General features: G+C 67.5%; 16 protein-coding genes. 4 read left to right on the top strand and 12 right to left on the bottom strand.

Annotation, left to right across the window (positions count from 1 at the left end; genetic code table 11):
• Positions 1–29: 29 nt before the first annotated feature.
• Both VK92_RS02275 and VK92_RS02270 read right to left on the bottom strand, forming a co-directional pair.
• Entirely contained in the window at positions 30–983 is a 954-nt protein-coding gene (locus VK92_RS02275) for a dTDP-4-dehydrorhamnose reductase family protein (RefSeq protein ID WP_048029145.1), read from the bottom strand.
• Positions 984–1383: 400 nt separating this feature from the next.
• Entirely contained in the window at positions 1384–1797 is a 414-nt protein-coding gene (locus VK92_RS02270; protein WP_048029147.1) for a DoxX family protein, read from the bottom strand.
• Positions 1798–2800: 1003 nt separating this feature from the next.
• On the opposite strand from VK92_RS02270, the gene fliD reads away from it, so the two are divergent.
• On the top strand, positions 2801–4303 hold the full coding sequence (gene fliD, locus VK92_RS02265; protein ID WP_048029148.1) for a flagellar filament capping protein FliD: 1503 nt from the start codon (positions 2801–2803) through the stop codon (positions 4301–4303).
• A 198-nt stretch (positions 4304–4501) separates the two neighbouring features.
• Here the strand turns inward: fliD and VK92_RS02260 are convergent, their stop codons facing one another.
• The 4 genes from VK92_RS02260 to rbsK all read right to left on the bottom strand — a co-directional run bounded on the left by VK92_RS02260 (position 4502) and on the right by rbsK (position 9313).
• Positions 4502–5149: a hypothetical protein gene (locus VK92_RS02260; protein ID WP_048029150.1), complete on the bottom strand. Its 648-nt coding sequence runs from the start codon at positions 5147–5149 to the stop codon at positions 4502–4504.
• A gap of 872 nt (positions 5150–6021) precedes the next feature.
• Positions 6022–6969 (bottom strand): dihydrodipicolinate synthase family protein, encoded by a 948-nt coding sequence (locus VK92_RS02255; protein WP_048028860.1) that lies wholly within the window; start codon positions 6967–6969, stop codon positions 6022–6024.
• 37 nt (positions 6970–7006) lie between these two features.
• The gene (locus VK92_RS02250; protein ID WP_021160669.1) at positions 7007–8326 is read right to left on the bottom strand and encodes an MFS transporter; all 1320 of its coding nucleotides are present in this window, start codon (positions 8324–8326) and stop codon (positions 7007–7009) included.
• Positions 8327–8386: 60 nt separating this feature from the next.
• A complete protein-coding gene (gene rbsK / locus VK92_RS02245; RefSeq protein WP_048028858.1) occupies positions 8387–9313 on the bottom strand; it encodes a ribokinase in 927 nt (308 codons plus the stop codon).
• Between the two features lie 241 nt (positions 9314–9554).
• On the opposite strand from rbsK, the gene VK92_RS02240 reads away from it, so the two are divergent.
• Positions 9555–10640, top strand: a complete 1086-nt coding sequence (locus VK92_RS02240; protein ID WP_048028857.1) for a LacI family DNA-binding transcriptional regulator — start codon at positions 9555–9557, stop codon at positions 10638–10640.
• Positions 10641–10677: 37 nt separating this feature from the next.
• Here VK92_RS02240 and VK92_RS02235 read toward each other — a convergent pair whose 3' ends face one another.
• The 3 genes from VK92_RS02235 to VK92_RS02225 all read right to left on the bottom strand — a co-directional run bounded on the left by VK92_RS02235 (position 10678) and on the right by VK92_RS02225 (position 14242).
• Positions 10678–11682 carry a lysozyme inhibitor LprI family protein gene (locus tag VK92_RS02235; RefSeq protein WP_048028856.1) on the bottom strand — a complete coding sequence of 335 codons (1005 nt, stop codon included), beginning with the start codon at positions 11680–11682 and terminating at the stop codon, positions 10678–10680.
• A gap of 425 nt (positions 11683–12107) precedes the next feature.
• Entirely contained in the window at positions 12108–13229 is a 1122-nt protein-coding gene (locus VK92_RS02230) for a Fic family protein (protein WP_197094481.1), read from the bottom strand.
• Positions 13230–13324: 95 nt separating this feature from the next.
• Positions 13325–14242 (bottom strand): LysR family transcriptional regulator, encoded by a 918-nt coding sequence (locus VK92_RS02225; protein WP_048028854.1) that lies wholly within the window; start codon positions 14240–14242, stop codon positions 13325–13327.
• Between the two features lie 128 nt (positions 14243–14370).
• Between VK92_RS02225 and VK92_RS02220 the strand changes: the two genes are divergently transcribed.
• Positions 14371–15096, top strand: coding sequence for a pirin family protein (locus VK92_RS02220; RefSeq protein WP_048028852.1), 726 nt, complete (start codon positions 14371–14373; stop codon positions 15094–15096).
• Positions 15097–15157: 61 nt separating this feature from the next.
• Positions 15158–15760: an NAD(P)H:quinone oxidoreductase gene (wrbA, locus tag VK92_RS02215; protein ID WP_048028851.1), complete on the top strand. Its 603-nt coding sequence runs from the start codon at positions 15158–15160 to the stop codon at positions 15758–15760.
• Between the two features lie 81 nt (positions 15761–15841).
• Here the strand turns inward: wrbA and VK92_RS02210 are convergent, their stop codons facing one another.
• The 3 genes from VK92_RS02210 to VK92_RS02200 form a co-directional block, all read right to left on the bottom strand.
• Positions 15842–16147 carry a hypothetical protein gene (locus VK92_RS02210; RefSeq protein ID WP_048028850.1) on the bottom strand — a complete coding sequence of 102 codons (306 nt, stop codon included), beginning with the start codon at positions 16145–16147 and terminating at the stop codon, positions 15842–15844.
• 235 nt (positions 16148–16382) lie between these two features.
• Positions 16383–17117 (bottom strand): LrgB family protein, encoded by a 735-nt coding sequence (locus VK92_RS02205; protein WP_048028849.1) that lies wholly within the window; start codon positions 17115–17117, stop codon positions 16383–16385.
• The gene (locus VK92_RS02200) at positions 17114–17485 is read right to left on the bottom strand and encodes a CidA/LrgA family protein (protein ID WP_021160680.1); all 372 of its coding nucleotides are present in this window, start codon (positions 17483–17485) and stop codon (positions 17114–17116) included. Before VK92_RS02200 ends, VK92_RS02205 begins: the two co-directional genes overlap by 4 nt.
• Between the last annotated feature and the right edge of the window lie 338 nt (positions 17486–17823).

Genomic DNA, 17823 nt, shown 5'->3' with positions numbered 1-17823 from the left:
CGGCGCGGGGCCGCGCGTGGCGCCCGATCCTACAGCGTCTGCGGCGCATCGCGCAGCACGGCGCGCAGCGCGATATCGAAAGGCGTCGCGTGATCGATCCCGGCTGCACGCACGCGCGATGCGTCCAAATGGCAATCGTAAGGACGCGGCGTCGCGTCGGTCGGCTGGTCGATCCGCGTGAGCGATGCTTCGATGCCGAGCGCGGCCGCGATCCGCTGCGCAATGTCGTACTTCGTCATCGGCTCCTCGCCCGACCAGTGACGGATGCCCGTGATCGACGCACCCGCGAGATGGCGCAATGTCAGGTCGCGGATGACGTCCGCGACGTCGGGCGTATACGTCGGGTAACGGATCGCCCAGGCGTCCATGCCGACCGCGTCGGCGCCCGGCCGTGCGGACGCGGCGATCGCCGGCACGAGACTCGTGACGGCCGATTCGCTCCAGTCGACGATCGGGCCGTACAGCAGCGGCAGGCGCAGCACGCACGACAGCGGCGACGCGGCGAGGAGCGCCGCCTCGCCTTCCAGCTTCGTGCGGCCGTAGATGTTGAGCGGATTCGGGGTGGCGTCCTCGCGGTACGGAGCGGCCTTGCCGTCGAAGACGTAGTCGGTGGAGATGCCGAGCGTCCATGCGCCGTGGCGCGCGGCGAGCGCGCCGATGCGCGCCGGGGCGGTGACGTTGATCGCGCGTGCGCCGTCAGGATCGCGTTCGCAGACGTCCGGGCGGCGTTCGGCCGCGCAGATGATCACCGCGGCCGGCTGGCGGGTGGCGAACAGGTGTTCGAGGGCCGGCTCGTCGAGGACGTCGAGTTCGGCGAGGTTTTCCGCCGGCAACGCAAGACGTTTTGCGCCCGCGCCGTGCGGGTTGCGGATCGTCGCGACGAGGTTCAACGAAGACTCGCGGGACAGCGATGCGGCAACCGCGCGGCCGAGGAGGCCGGCGGCGCCGATGAGAAGGACGGTCGATTGCGGTACGGTAGCCATCTGTGAAAGGGGAACGGGGATTTCCGAGAGCCTATCCCAACTTTTGCATGCCGGGCATAAACCGATGACCAGCGCGCCGCCTCATGCCGCGCAAACGCAAGGCAGTCATTTCGATCGCGGGGGCTTCAACCCGGAGGCGATCCGGCAACGGATGCCAGGGACACGCGATCGTGCGACGAATGACGGGCAATCCGTCGCGATCGTGGCAGCATCGACACCGCCCGAATCAATCAGGAATTCGAATATATCCGCTGCGTGCCGATCGGTGAGCTTCGGCGCATGGACGCCGGATGCTCTGCGGCACCGCGCACGCGCCACACGTCACACCCCGCCCACAAAAACAAAACCCGGCGCACTTACGTGCACCGGGCTCCGAGCCGGACAGAAACGCCGCCCCGCGTTACTTCCGGTCGAGCGAATACCGCCCCGGCCCGGTCAGTGCGAGCAACAGCAGCCCGCCGATGATGCTCACGTTCTTGTAGAAGTTGATCATCGCCATGTATTGCTCCATCCCCTGCAGCGCCCAGTAGCGATGGCCGATCAGCGCGGTCGCGAGCGTATAGGCGGCGAACACCAGTGCGAGCGGACGCGTATAGAAGCCGGCCGCGATCAGCAGGCCGCCGACCAGCTCGACCGCCACCGCGATCGCCGCGGCCAGCTCGGGCGCCGGGTTCCCCGTCGACGCCATGTACGCGACGGTGCCCGAGAAGCCGTTCAGCTTCTGCCAGCCGAACAGCACGAACAGGATCATCAACAGCACGCGAGCCGCCAGCAGCAGCTCGTCCTTCTTCGACTCCAGCGAAACGTAACGCATGACAATCACCCTTGAATTGACGGTTTGATGCATCCGGTGCCGGGAGGCGCCGAATCACTCCTCGCACGATCGGACAGCAGGCCGGAGGGCCCGCCGCCGCAGAATCCGTCGGGTTGCGCCGTTCCCGGCGCGCTTCCGATCGGTTCTGGCGAAGCACGGATGCAGTCTACTGTCTCGCCATGAATCATCAATCCGCCAAAGAAGGATTCGCTGTCTCGTTCAAGTGGACAATCAAAAACAATCACGCCGACAGGCAAAGGTCGGCAGGCAGCGCAAATCAACCCGCTCAATGTTTCCGGAACACGGAAACACCCTGCTTCTTTCAGGCCACCTGATTCAATCGATATTTTCGGCCTCAATTGACGTAAATCGGTCACAACCGCGTATCACGACTGTCATTGAATGACGAGTTCGATATGCGATTCACAAAGGCTGACTTGATTCACGCAACTCGCCCGGCATTGCAATCGACCTGACATTCCGTTGCATAAAAAAGCTCATGGCCCGGAAACGAACATCGGCAATGCGAAAACGTTTCACGGGCAGGCGGGCTGGAATCATCGGTGACGCGTATCGTCCGTCATACAAGGATCTCAGTCCGATATCGACCATGGAACACGCTTTCCACACACCGTCGATCGATCCGATGTTTAGCGGAACCAGCTCAAAACATTGACCAATCCTTCTCGCCCTTTTCCGGCTCTCAAAACCGTGAAAAATGCTTGAATAAATACAACCGAAACGGTGTGTTTACGGCAAAAGATCGTAAACCTTTAGCCCTCACTCAAACACCCCGTTCCAATCTGCATTTTTCTCGACATGAATTACAAAAAATTACCAAGCAATACCGATTTAAATATACGATAGCGCACGTCCTTACGTTTTCCCGACACTCCCGTGAACCCCGGGAACGCGTCGCGCCGGACGCGCCCTGCCTTCGAAGCGCCGCAGGCCGACCCGGCAGCCGCTCGTCACGGGATCGTTATTCAACCGGAGACCACCCATGGCAACGAACACGCCCGTGAGCAGCGGCGCGAACACGAACAGCCTGTTGCAACAGGCGGCGCAATCGATCATCAACGGCTCGACCGGGAATCCGTCGATGGACGTCGGCACGCTCGTCAAGACGCTGGTGAATGCGAAAACCGCCGGCCGGGCCGCGGCGCTCGCCGCGTCGCAGACCACCGGCACCACGCAGATTTCCGCATTCGGCGCGCTGTCGTCGGCGCTGGGTGCCCTCGAGGCGGGCCTCGCCTCGCTGACGAATGGCGGGCTGCAGTCGACGTTCACCGCGGTCGCGAGCGGCAAGGGCCTGACCGCGACGGCGGGCGCGGGCGCGGTGGCCGGCACCTACACGATCGGCGTCACTCAGACCGCGACCGCGCAGGCACTGGCTTCGTCGGGCTTCGACGGGAGCAAGGCGCTCGGCACCGGCACGCTGACGCTGTCGCTCGGCAGCCAGTCGTTCAAGGTCGCCGTCACCGGCACGAACAACACGCTGTCGGGCATCGCGGCCGCGATCAACTCCGCGGCGAACAACCCGGGAATCAGCGCGACCGTGATCAACGGCACCGACGGCGCGCACCTCGTGCTCGCGTCGACGAAGACGGGCTCGGCGAACGCGATCAGCGTCGCGGTCGGCAACGTGGCCAACGACAACGGGCTGTCGAACCTCGGCGTCACGTCGACGGCCGACACGACGGGCGGCGCGTCGAAGATCGAATCGGCGAACAGCGCGGCCGCGTGGCGACAAAGCGCCGTCGCGCAGGACGCGAAGTTCACGCTCAACGGCATCGCGTCGACCAGCGCGAGCAACACGGTGTCGGGCGTGCTGAGCGGCGTCACGCTGAACCTGTCGGCGGCCGCGGTCAGCGCGACCGATACGCAAACGCTCACGGTCAGCACCGATACGAAGTCGCAGGCGGCCACGATCACGAACTTCGTGAGCCTCTACAACACCGTCGTCAAGACGATGGGCGCGCTGTCGAGCTACACCGAAGGAGCAAGCTCGCAGGGGGCGCTGATCGGCGATTCGACGCTGAACACGATCCGCAACTCGCTCGCGTCGATCGTCGCGCGCGGTGTCGCGAACGAGAACGGCAACGGACACACGAACCTGATGGCGATCGGCATCTCGCTCGAGAAGGACGGCACGCTGAAGGCCGACAGCGCGAAGCTCGACAGTGCGCTGTCCAGCAACCCGTCAGGGGTCGCGCGCCTGTTCAACTCGACGAACGGGATGGGCAAGCAACTGACCGACCAGATCGCGCCCTTCACGAAGAAGGGCGGGATGATCGAAGTGCGCACGAACGCGCTGAGTGCCAACCTGAAGCGCGTCACGCAGCAGCAGACCGATCTGGCCGACTACGCCTCGCAATTGACCAAGCAGTATCAGGCGCAGTTCACGGCGCTCAACACGCTGATGGCCAAGATGAACTCCAACACGCAGTACCTGACGCGGCTGTTCGGCGGCGCCAACAGCAGCGGCACGCTGGCGAACAAGTAATGCGCGCCCGGGCCGCCCGATGATCGCGGCGGCGGCCGCCGGTCTGTGGATCGACCTGCTCGCGCCGCCGCGCGTGGTGTCGTGCCCGGAAACATCGTTCATACCCGGCCGTGCGCGAGCGCGCCGGGCGCCCTCCGCCGGTTCGCGCTCCATCACGGCGGGCTGCTTGCCCGCAGTTCACCCCGAACGGCCGTGCCGTCAGCCGAGACCTTCGACGCGATCGGCAAACAAATCGATCGCACGCGACACCTGACGCCCGAAATAGCCTGGCCGTTCGCGCTCGTATGCGCGCAGCAGCGACGTGCATTCACGCTCCGCCCAGCGCCAAACGGGGCCCTGTTTCGCGAAGACCGGATGATCGTGCAGTTCGGCCGGTACCGCGTGCTCGTCGTCCCAGCCCCAGAAATACGCCTGGTACGCGCGTGCGTACGGCATCCCCAGATGGCTCGCCACGGTCTCGTCGTGGCGCAGCGTGAAATCGACGATTTCCTTGCGCGCACGGCCGCCGATATCGTCATGACGCGCCTCGATCCAGCAGTGATACCTCGCGAGCTGCGACAGATGCCGCGCGGTGCGGCGCCGCTCGCGCGTCGTGCACAGCGCATACAGGTTGCCGCCGCCGAAATCCAGCACCTCGCCACCCGCGAACGGCCGGTACGGCTTGCCGGTCAGCAGCGTCAGCACCTGCGCGCCGACGATCGCGTAGTCGGCACATCGCATGTAGCCGCTGCGCGTCGTCGCTTCCGACACGCTCCGGTGGACGACCTCATCGATCACGGCGTGCAGCATGGGATCTACCGGTGCCGCCAGGATCGGCGGCTGGCTTGTCGTCGTCACGTGTTGCATGGGAAGCGGATGCGGATTCAACGGTTCGTCGGGAAAAGCGCTCGGCGGCGCGATATTACGAATCGTTACAAGAAACGATGGGGGGCGTTGATCAGATTTGTGTGCTTTTGTCGCCCTGCGTGAACATGCAACGGTCGGCCGGCGGCGGTTGATCGCGGGACGCAACGCGTCGGACGGGCGAGCGGCGGCGCCGTGGCTTGGCTTGGCTTGGCTTGGCTTGGCTTGGCTTGGCTTGGCTTGGCGCTCAGCTCAGCTCGGCTCAGCTCAGCTCGGCTCAGCTCGGCTCAGCTCGGCTCGGCTCGGCTCAGCTCAGCTCAGCTCAGCTCAGCTCGGCTCGGCTCGGCTCGGCACCGGCACCGGCACCGGCACCAGCGCTTGGCGCTTGGCGCTTGGCGCTTGGCGCTTGGCGCTTGGGGCTTGGGGCTTGGGGCTCGCGGCTCACGGCTCACGGCTCACGGCTCACGGGCGAAATGGTGCGATGGAACGGATGAAGGTGGGACCGCGCGTCGGTGCCGTATCGACAGCCCATCGTCATTCATGATGACAGGCAACCCTGACCGTCGACGAATGCAGCGGCCCCGCCGCGACAGGCACCCTTGCCGCCCTCGACAGCACGGAAACGCCCGATAGATCCGCCACGCCGCACGTTGGGGCCGAGCACGCGCCGGACTCACATCATCGGCGATCGCGGATACGCCACCAACACCGCTTGTCGCGACGCGTACACAACGCAACGCATCGCGACAAACCGGCCGTGCTTGCAGCCACCGCGCGCCGCCCTGCGCCTCGCGAGAACTCCACACGCGAGCATCCGCCTGCCCGCCCCGCGATGCCGTCGCGCACCACTGAACACGGACGGCACACCGCGCGCCCTATTGCGCAGCGATCCGACGACGGAAATGCTCGGTGCCGGCCACGATCTTGTCGAGCACTGCATCGAGTGCCCAGAATCGTTCACGCACGTCGTAGTCGATCGCACGGCAGCGGATCGACGTGAAGGTGCCGATCCGCTGGTGATAGAGCTTCGCGAGCGCCGGGTACCCGAGCGCCTCCGACACCGCCGAGACGACCAGGAACGTCGAAAGCTCGTCGGCCAGTTCGGGATGCGCATCCCCTTGCGTGCGCAACCACCGGTACAGATCCGGATGAAAGTTGGTGAACACGCCGTTGAAGCCGGCGGAACCCGCCTTCATCGCATCCCGCGCGATCGCGGCATTCGCGTTGAGGATCTTCAGCGGCGAGCCCTCGGCGAGCGCGACCCGCCGCTTCACCGTTTCCAGGTCGCAGCTCACGTCCTTGAGCATCACGAACCGGCCCGTGTCGATGCACGCGCGCAGTTCGTCATCCGACAGCAGCCGCCGGTAAGGCGCCGGACATTCGTACAGCCCGAGCGGCAGGTCCGACGGCAATCGCGCAAGCAGCCGGTGAAGGTGGTCGAGCAACGCGGCACTGCCCAGGCGCTGCGGATCGAGCCGGTTGGTCACGAGCACGACGCCCTGCGCGCCCGATTCGGCCGCCGCGCACAGCTCCGCGGCCTGCGCGTCGAGATCGTCGCTGATGTGCCCGGACGCGACGACGGGCACGCGCCCGGCCACCCGCTCGACCACGAAGCGCGCGAGCTCCGCGCGTTCGGCCAGACTCAGGAACTGCATCTCGCTCGATTGCGCGACTGCGAACAACGCATCCGCGCCGTGCGCGAGATACCACTCGATCAGCCGCTCGAGCCCTGCGTAGTCGATCGCGCCGGCATCGTCGAACGGCGTCAGCATCACCGGGACGATCCCTTCGATGGTCACGTTCGCTTGCTGCGGGTGTTGCATCTGTTTCTCCTTGCTTCAGTGAATGCGGGGGGTAGGCTCACGCGGGCAACGGCCCGGGCGCGGCGTTCGCGGCCTGCTCGGGAATCGGCTTGCGTACCAGCAGCAGATAGGCGATCGCACCCGCGAACGCGATCGCCGCGGCGGTCAGCAGCGCCGGCACGAACGACCATTTCTGCGCAATGATGCCCGTGAGGATCGGCGCAAGCGCGCCGCCGACGAAGCCGCCGAAATTCTGGATCGCGCCGAGCGATGCGACGCGGCTCGGCGGCGCGGCCGCCGTCGCGAGCGCCCACGAGCAGGCCGACGCCGCGTTCGCGAGAAAGATCACGACCGAGATGCAGGCGAGCGCCACCGTGTTGCTCTGCACGAGCGCGGCCGGGATCGTGAAGACGACCATCCCGAGCATCGCGACCACCACCGCATTGCGCCGGCTCACGACCGGCGAGCGGCTGCGGCGCGTGACCAGGTCCGACACCCAGCCGGCCACCAGCGAGCCGACGAACCCGCACAGGAACGGCACCGACGCGGCAAAGCCCGTCCGGATCAGGCTCATGTGCCGCTCCATCGTCAGGTAGCCCGGCAGCCAGGTCAGGTAGACCCAGTTCAGGTACACGGAGCCGAAGTAACCGACCAGCATCCCCCAGGTCGTGCCGTGCGAGAACAGGCTGCGCCATTCGGCGAACGTCAGTTTCGGTGTCGCGGCCACGCTTTGCGCGTCGGCATCGAGGTAGTTGCGCTCGGCGGCGGACAGTTGCGCGCGCACCGGATCGCGATACAGCGCGAACCAGACGACGGCGACGACGAGACCGAGTGCCCCCGTCACAATGAACGCCCAGCGCCAGTCGAACGACGCGACGAGGATCGACAGCAGCAACGGCGCGAGCGCGGTGCCGAGCGGCGACGCGGCGTTGAAGATCCCGGTCGGCGTGCCGCGCGCGCGCAGCGGAAACCAGTTGCTCACCACCCGCGCGGCCGACGGGAATTGCGGCGCCTCGCCGATGCCGAGCACGATGCGCGCGACGATGAACCAGCCGAAGGTCGACACGATGCCGCCCGCCGCCTGCGCGAACGACCAGACGATCAACCCGACACCGAGCAGCCGGCGCGGCCCGATACGGTCGACGAGCCCGCCGACCGGAAACTGGCACAGCGCATAGCTCCACGAGAAGGCCGACAGCAGCAGCCCCATCTGCGCGAGCGACAAGCCGAGGTCGCCGCGGATCGCCGCGCTCGCGACGGCCAGCGTGCCGCGATCGAGGTAGTTGACGATGCCGCTCGCCATCAGCAGTGCGAGCGCGATGCGTTGCCCGCGCCGGATACGCGGCGGGGCGGGTGGAACGGTCGAGGTTTCGTTCATTGCGGTTGTCTCCATGTCACTGGTATCGGCCGGTTCCGGCCTGTCCGTCTGATGCGGCATTCAGGGTTCGAGGCGCGCCACTTCGTCGCGCGTCGGAATCGAGGTCTGCGCGCCGTGGCGCGTCACGCTGATCGCGGCGGCGCGCTGGCCGAAGCCGATCGCGTCGTCCATCGACGCGCCGCCCGCGCGGGCGGCTGCGAACCCGCCGACGAACGTGTCGCCGGCCGCGGTCGTATCGACGGCGGCCACCGTCATCGCCCGCAGGCGGCCGTTACCGGCGCCGCCGCGCCAGCAGACGCCCCGCGCGCCGAGCGTCACCAGCACGTTGCCGACGCCCTTCGCGCACAGCGCATCGGCGGCGCGCACGGCCGATGCGTCGTCGCCGACGGCGATGCCGGTCAGCGATTCGGCTTCGGTTTCGTTGACGACGAGGTAGTCGACCCGTGCCAGCAGCGCGTCGAACAGCGGCTGCGCGGGCGCGGGGTTGAGCAGCACCGGCGTGTGGTGCGCGGATGCACAGGCAATGGCGCGCGCGACGGCGGCAACCGGCACTTCGAGCTGGCACACGAGCAGCGCGGCCTCGGCGATCGCATCGCGCGCCGCGTCGATCCGGTCGGCGTCGAGGCACGCATTCGCGCCGGGCACGACGACGATGCTGTTCGCGCCGCCCGCGCCGACCGTGATCGTGGCCACCCCGGTCGCCGTGCCGCCGATCCGGCCCAGGTGCGTCACGTCGATACGTTCGGCCGCCAGCGCATCGTGCAGGCGCGCACCGAACGCGTCGTCGCCGACGCAGCCGATCATCGCGACCGACGCGCCCAGCCGCGCGGCCGCGACCGCCTGGTTCGCCCCCTTGCCGCCATGAACGGTCTGGAAATCCGTGCCGAGCAGCGTCTCGCCCGGCACCGGCAGGCGCGGTGCGCGCGTCACGAGGTCGATGTTCACGCTGCCGACGACGGCAATGCGCGGTGAAAGGATGGCGCTCATTTTGCAATGTAACCGCTTACATTTGCGGCGGACAAAATGGCCGGATCGGCCGTCGTCGATGAAAATCTCACGATATGGATAGAATATGTGTCTGACATAATGCGGAAGCACGCCAAGATAGCGCTTACATTCTCACAGGGTCGAGCGGGAATGCAAGCGGCGCCACCACGAATCGAGGGTAAACAATGACGCATTTGACAACGCGCGGCGCCGTCACTGCCGCCCCGCCGGGGGCCGGCCGATGAGCACGCCTCCGTCCCGCGCCGGCGCGCCCCGGGCGCGCCGCGGCAGCGGCCGCTCGGTGCTCGGCGATGTCGCGAAGCTGGCCGGCGTATCGACCGCGACCGTCTCGCGTGTGTACAACGATCCCGGCAAGGTGTCGGCCGACGTGCAGCAGCGCGTGCGCGACGCGGCGCGCGCGCTGAACTGGATTCCGAATGCGGCGGGCCGTGCGCTCGCGTCCACGCGCACCCACATCACGGGCGCGATCATTCCGACACTCGACGACCAGGTGTTCGCGTCGCAGGTCGCGGGCATGCAGACGGTCATGGCCGAACACGGCATCACGCTGTTCCTCGGCTGCTCGAATTACGATCCCGCGCAGGCGCTGGCCCAGGTACGCGCGATGCTGTCGCGCGGCGTGGAAGCCGTGTCGCTGGTCGGCGAAGCGTATCCGCCGGAACTGTTCGAACTCCTTGCGATGCACCGCGTGCCGTACGTCGTCACGTATGCGTACCGCGACGACAGCCCGCACTGCTGCATCGGCTTCGACAACCGCGCGGCATTCGCGCGGCTCACCACCCACCTGCTCGACCTCGGCCATCGCGATTTCGCGATCATCATGCAGCCGTCGGCCGACAACGACCGCGTACAGGCCCGCCTGCGCGGCATTCACGACACGCTCGCCGCGCGCGGGCTCGCGGTGCGCCCCGTCCATCAGCACGAGGGCGCGGCCACGATCGCCTTCGGGCGGGCGAGCCTGCGCGCGATCGTGAACAGCGACGCGGCGACGCGGCCGACAGCCGTGATCTGCGGGAACGACGCGCTCGCGCTGGGCGCGCTGCTCGAAGCGCAGGCGCTCGGCATCGACGTGCCCGCGCAATTGTCGATCACCGGGTTCGACGACGTCGCGCTCGCGCGCGAAATCCAGCCGCCGCTGACGACGATGTGGGTCGACACCGACGCGATCGGGCGCCAGGCCGCACAGGCCTTGCTCGACGCGCTCGAGAACGGCGCGACGGGGCCCGGTCATGCCGTCCTGCCCGAATTGCGTACGCGGGGATCGGCTGCGCCACCGGCGCACGCGCGCGCAGCGGGAAAGAAATGAGGCCGCGCCGGGCGGCTTCGGCTGCCCGGCCCGCTCGTCACTGCATCACGTCGACCGGCAGTGTCTTGTCGAGATTGTCGTGCCACGCCTGGATCGTCTTCGGCACGGTTTTCTTCCACGCGGGCACGTTCGAGTAATAGCGCATCCGGACGTTGCTCTGCGCGTCGAACACGAGCAGCCCGATCCACAGGTCGTTGCCGCGGCGCATCACGATCGCGGCGTTCGTCGTCGCGATGCCGCGCACCCAGTACGACGTCACGTGCGCGTTCAGCCCGTCGAGATCCTTTGCTTCGGCGCCGTAATTGACGATGTCGACGAGCGTCTGGTAATCGGCACCGAGCAGCTTGTGCGCGGTCGCGTTCTGCTGCGCATTGGCGAGCACATCCAGGCTCACGAGATCCGCCGGCGGCTTCGCTTGCATCTGCGACGCCGTCACATAATCGCCCGAGTAGACGACGCCCGCACCGGCGCCGCATTCGCCGTCGGCGCCGTGCTGCACGACCTGAACGCGTGCACCCTTGAGGCTGAAGTCGAGACGGCATTGATCGTGACTGAACGTGCCACTATTGCCGTGCAGTTCGATATCGCCACCAAGTTCGCCGGTATTCGCGCCGTTGTTGCCGGCCAGCTCGAAATGTAAACGTGGCGCCGTGCCGGTGAACGTCAGCACACCACCGAACGACGGATTACCACTGTCGAGATACCACGTCTGCTGCCAGCGATCGGCGGCCAGCGGCCTGCCGTTCAGGCTCGCGAGCCGTTCGCGATAGCGGTCGCCGAGGCACGATTCGTCGGCACCGCACCGGTCGCGCTGCTTGAGCCATTTCACCTGCGCGGCCTTCAGCGCGGCCGTATCGCCGCCTTTCGCGAGCGCCTGCTTCCACGCCGCCGCGAGGTCGCCGTCGAGCTTCGACAGCGCGGCATCCGCGCAGATCGTCTTCTCGGTTGACGAAGCGGCCTTCGCGCAGTCGAAGCCGGCCGCGTGCGCGGCGGCCGGCAACAGCGTCAGCAGCGCGGCCGCCGCGACGGATCGCACACGCATGTGCAATGCACCTTCGGCGGAAATCGCGGTTTTCCCGCGAGCATTCGATCGGTTATGGAGGATCATCGGCTTGGATCGTCGCTGGATCGCGCGCCTGTAGAAGCTACCTGCGCGCGGCATTCGAGGTAAAAACGCCCGGCCCGGCATGGGGTGCATGCCGTTGCTCGCCGAAGCCTAACCCGAATGCGCGACGCCGATCAATCGACGTTCGATGTCGGCGCAACCGTCGCGGCGGCCTCGCGGCATTGCACGATGCCGTCGCGCAATGCGGCTTCCGCGGCGGCATCGACCGACAGGATCGATGCGCACGCAACGATCAGTTCGAGCCCGCGGCTCGCATGATGCCCCTTGCACAGGCCGCACGGCGTGATCGCGTTGTGGCGCCTGCCGGCCTTCCGGATCTGCGGGCCGACGCAATACGGCGGTCAGCCGTCGAACGGCGCCAGCTCGTAACTCGTGCTCCGGCCGCCGGACGAAGAGCGTTGCAGCACGCCGCGCTCGACGAGTTCAGTGATGTCACGCAGCGCCGTATCCTGCGAGCACTTCGCAAGCGCTGCCCACTTGGTGCTCGTCAACTTCCCCTCGAAGCCGTCGAGCAGGCGATTCATGACCTTGGCCTGGCGTTCGTTCATCGCGACGCCGGCACATCGTTGCCAGAAGCGCGCCTTGACCAGCACGGCGTCGAGCGTCGCATGCGCGTGATCGATGGCCCGGCCGAGTGCGGTCAGGAACCACGCGAGCCATTCCGTGACATCGAGCGAACCGCGCTGCGTCCGCTCCAGCACGTCGTAATACGCGTCGCGCTCGCGCTGGATTTGCGCCGACAGGCTATAGAAGCGTTGCGGACTGCGGTCGGCACGCGCCAGGACCAGATCCCCGAGCGCACGCGCGATGCGGCCGTTGCCGTCGTCGAACGGATGGAGCGTGACGAACCACAGGTGGGCCAGGCCGGCCCGGATCAGCAGGGGCTCGACCGGCGCGGCATTGAGCCACGCGAGAAAACGCCCGGTTTCGTGGGCGAGGCGTGCGGCGGGCGGCGCCTCGAAATGCACGCGCTGGCGGCCGATCGGCCCGGACACGACCTGCATCGGCCCGGTCGCATCCGTGCGCCAGCCACCGACCGTGATCCGCGACATCCCCGAGTAGCCGGTCGGGAACAGCGCCGCATGCCACCCGAACAGGCGGCCTTCGGTGACCGGCGCCGCCGCATGGGTGGTCGCGTCAAGCACCATGTCGACGACGCCCTCGACGTGGCGGTCGACCGGCGCCAGCGCGCCGATATCGACGCCGAGCCGACGCGCGATCGACGACCGCACCGATGCCACGTTCAGGCTTTCGCCCTCGATCGCGCTGGTCTTGACGACGTCCTCCGTCAGCGCGGCCAGGCTGGCCTCGTCGCGCAGCGCCAGGCCGACGTCCGCCAGCCGACCGGCCAGCATGCCTTGCGCACGGCTGACGTCGGCGAGTGGCGTTGCCAGTGCAGGCAGGTCGAAGCGCCATGCGGGCCAGTCGGCCGACGCCCAGATGAAGGTGTAATCTCCGCTCATGATGCGGAGATTATCCCACCGATTCACCGCACGGCTCAATATTCTCCGCAAATCATGCGGAGAATAACGCGCCATTCACCGCAACCCCCGCCCCGCTACCGCGCCCGGCCCGCGCTGCCCTTCGCCGCGGGCGCGGCCTCCCCGAGCCGTTCCGCGAGAAATCCGATGAACGTGCGCAGCGTGACGAATCCTTCCCGATGCTGCGGGAACACCGCGTTGAGCGTGATTGGCGACGGCGCATACGCGTCGAGCACCGGCACGAGCGCGCCGCTGTCGAGCGCCGCGCCGACGATGAAGTGCGGCAGCAGCGCGATGCCGAGCCCCGCGATCGCGGCGTCGCGCACCACTTCGCCGTTGTTCGCGACGAGCGGCCCCTGCACGTCGAACGTGCGCGCCGCGCCGTCGACGCGGAATTCCCAGCCGATGCGCCGCTCGCGCCCGTACAGCAGGCACGTGTGGCCGGCGAGATCCGCCGGCGTCTGCGGCGTGCCCTGCCGCTTCAGATAGGCGGGGCTCGCGCACGCGACCATCCGCCACGCGCCGAGCGGGCGGGCGATCAACGTCGAATCCTCGAGCGAGCCGATCCGCAGCACGAGATCGAAGCCCTCGCCGATCAGGTCGACGCGCCGGTCGGTCAGGTCGAGGTTCAGCCGCACGGCCGGGTGCGCGGACAGGAATTCGGCGATCAGCGGCGACACGTGCGTGATCCCGAACGACAGCGGCGCGCTGATTTTCAGCGACCCGTGCAACTCGGTGCTGCGCACCGACATCGCCTGCTCGGCGTCGGCGATCTCCGCGAGGATCCGCTGCGCGCGCGCATAGAACTCCTGCCCCGATTCGGTCACCGCGAGGTTGCGCGTGTTCCGGTGCAACAGCCGCACGCCGAGCGACGCCTCCAGCGCCATCGTGCGCCGGCTGACGAACTGCTTGGACAGCATCAGTTGATCGGCCGCCGCCGTGAAGCTGCCGGCGTCGACTGTCGCGACGAAGATCCTCAGGTCATTGATTTCCATATTGTCCACTCCATAGCGACAGTCATTATCTCTACAGCCATTTATTTGTCAAATCGATTGACCTAAGATTCATCTCAACGAACGGCCGGTCCCACTTCCGAGGTCCGGCGTCTTGAGGAACAAAAATCATGATCGATATCCGTGCAGCAAACCAACGTGGCCGTGCGGAGCATGGCTGGCTCAGCTCCCGTCATACGTTTTCGTTCGCGAATTACTACGATCCGAAGCAAGTCGGCTTCTCCGACCTGCTGGTGATCAACGACGATCGCGTCGCGCCGGGCCGCGGCTTCGGCACGCACCCGCACCGCGACATGGAGATCCTGTCGTACGTGCTCGACGGCGCGCTCGAACACAAGGACTCGATGGGCACCGGCTCGGTGATCGTGCCGGGCGACGTGCAGCTGATGAGCGCGGGCACGGGCGTGCGCCACAGCGAGTTCAACCACTCGCCGGAACTGCCGGTCCACTTCCTGCAGATCTGGGTGGGGCCGGCCGAGAAGGGTGCCGAGCCGCGCTATCAGCAGACGAATGTCACCGCAGACGACAAGCGCGGCAAGCTCGCCCTCGTCGTATCGCCGAACGGCGACGCCGGTTCGCTGAAGATCCGGCAGGACACGCGGATTTACGCGGGCTTGTTCGACGGCGCCGAACGCGCGACGCTGGAACTGGCGCCGGACCGCTTTGCGTACGTGCACGTGGCACGCGGCAGCGTGTCGGTCAACGGCGTGACGCTCGGCGAAGGCGACGGCGTGCGCATCCGCGACGAACGGACGCTGACGTTCGCCGACGGGAAGGATGCCGAAGTGCTGGTGTTCGACCTGCGTCCGGTCGAAGTAACGGCCGAGTGGGCATGAAGCCCGTTCGGGGAACCGGGCCCCGCTGAACGCGGGGCCCTTTTAATCGGAGATTCGCAACATGGCCAAGGTTCTCGTTCTTTATTACTCGTCCTACGGGCACGTCGAAACGATGGCGCAGCACGTCGCGGAAGGCGCGAAGTCGGTGCCCGGCGTCGAGGTCACGCTCAAGCGCGTGCCGGAAACGATTCCCGTCGACCAGGCCCGGGCGATCGGCGTGAAGGTCGACCAGGCTGCACCGGTCGCGACCGTGGACGAACTTGCCGGCTACGATGCGATCATCTTCGGCACGCCGACCCGTTTCGGCAACATGGCCGGCCAGATGCGCACGTTCCTCGACCAGACCGGCGGCCTGTGGATGAAGGGCGCGCTCGTCGGCAAGATCGGCAGCGTGTTCGCGTCGACCGGCACGCAGCACGGCGGCCAGGAAACGACGATCACGTCGTTCCACACGACGCTCCTGCACCACGGGATGGTGATCGTGGGCGTGCCGTATGCGTGCAGCGGCCTCGTCACCATGAACGAAATCACCGGCGGCACGCCGTACGGCGCCACCACGCTCGCGGGCGCGGACGGCAGCCGCCAGCCGAGCGCGAACGAGCTCGACATCGCGCGTTATCAAGGCAAGCACGTCGCGGAACTCGCCAGCAAGCTCGCGTCGTAACAGGCCGCCTTCGCGGCCCCGCACACGCGCACACGGCGCCGGTCGACCCGGCGCCGTGTGCGCTGTGTCCAGGCCCGGCCGTTACTGGCCCGACGCCGGGGCGGCGGGCGCCGCCTTCGTCGCGGGCGCCTTCTGCGCGGCGTTCTGCGGGTAGTTGCTCTGGTCGTTGGTCAGCCGGTAGCCGCTGCCCGTGCCGATCGCCTTCAGGTCCGACGCGTGACGCGCCCGGGCGGCCTTGCGGGCCGCCTTCTTCTGCGCCTTGTCGATCTGCTTCTGCGTCGGCGCGGACGCCGGATCCTGCGCATACGCCGTCGGCGCGGCGGTCAACAGCAGACCGAACGACGCCGTTACTGCCACTGCCACCGAAACCACGCGAGACTTCTTCATGGCCGGACCTCCTTGTCGATTGTTGATTGTGGGTAGGACACCGGCGCGCACACGACCGCTTGCGACAACGGCACCGATGCAACGTTAGCCGAACAGTATCCGCTTGTCCCTGTGCGTTCCTGAATTCTCCCGATAACGGCAACGATACGTGGGCAGCGCGTATGCCGTCGTTCCGGCGCGTCGCCCGCGCCATCAGGGAAACCGATAACCCGGCCTGGCCTGGCCCGGCCGGCGTTCAGATCCAGCGCGACAGCACCGGCAGCAGGACCGGCACGACGAAGGCGGTGAGCACGCCGTTCAATCCCATCCCGAGCCCGGCGAACGCGCCGGCCTCCTCGCTGACCTGGAACGCGCGCGCGGTGCCGATCCCGTGCGACGCGACGCCGAGCGCGAACCCGCGCACGGCCGGTTCGTCGACGCGCAGGGCGTTCAGGATCCCGCGCGCGCACACGGCCCCGAAGATCCCGGTCGAGATCACGAGCACGGCGGTGAGCGACGGAATCCCGCCGATTTCCGCCGCGACGGCCATCGCGATCGGCGTCGTCGCCGATTTCGGCGCGAGCGACGCGATCGTCTGGTGCGACGCCCCGAACAGCGCCGCGATGCCGACCGCCGACACGATCGCGGTCAGCGAGCCCGCGAGCAGGCCGACCAGCAGCGGCACCGCGGCGCGGCGCAGCTTCGACCACTGGCGGTACAGCGGCAGCGCGAGCGCGACGGTCGCGGGGCCGAGCAGGAAGTGGACGAACTGCGCGCCTTCGAAATACGTCGGGTACGGCGTGTGCGTGATCGTCAGCAGCACGACGATCAGCGCAACCGCGATCAGCACCGGGTTCGCGAGCGGGTTGAAGCGCGCCCGCGCATAGACGGCCTGCGCGAACAGATATGCGATCAGCGTGATGGTCAGGCCGAGCAGCGGGCTCGCGGCAAGATAGACCCAGATCGCGCCGAGTTTCGGGAAGGCCGTCATTGCGTGCCCTCCACCGCATCGCCCGCGCGCCGCTGGCGCCGCAGCAGTGCACGCGTGACGAGCGCCGTCACGGCGATCGCGAGCGTGGTGCTGACGGCCAGCGCGACGACGACCGCGAGCGCATCGCCGCGCACGCGGTCGGCCGACACCATGATGCCGACGCCGGCCGGCACGAACAGCAGCGACAGGTGGCGCAACAGCTCGAGCGCGGTCGGCTCGATCGCGTCGGCCACCTGCGGGCGCAGCATCACGAAGCCGAACAGCAGCAGCATGCCGATCACGGGCCCCGGCACCGGCAGGCCGAACAGGTAGGACACGCCTTCCCCGAGACACTGGAAGGTCAGCAAAACCGCGAACGCCTGCAGCATGAAACGCTTCTCCCGAACGGGGCCGCGCTGCCGTACGGCCGCGCGACCGATGGCCGGCGGCTCGCGGCGCCGGCGTGGACGATACGCGCGATCGTACCAACAATGCCCGCGGCGCGGGACCTTGCGGGCGCCGGGCCAACGATGCGGGCGGTCACGGGCGCGTCGTGAAGCACCACGCGAAGCCGACGACGATGCGGCGCGGTTCGCGAAAGAACTCGTGTTGCCGAACCGGGACGAAAAAGCGCGGTCGATCGGGGCGTGCGGGTTGCAGTCCGGCACCTTCGCCCGGTTCACGCGCCGCACGCAACAAAGGCGGGCATGCGCCCGCCTCGTCGTCA

This window comes from Burkholderia sp. LK4, from assembly GCF_001043615.1.
Taxonomy (GTDB): Bacteria; Pseudomonadota; Gammaproteobacteria; order Burkholderiales; family Burkholderiaceae; genus Burkholderia; species Burkholderia cepacia.
Note: the sequence above shows the minus strand (reverse complement) of the source record. Positions and strands in the feature narration are given on the sequence as shown.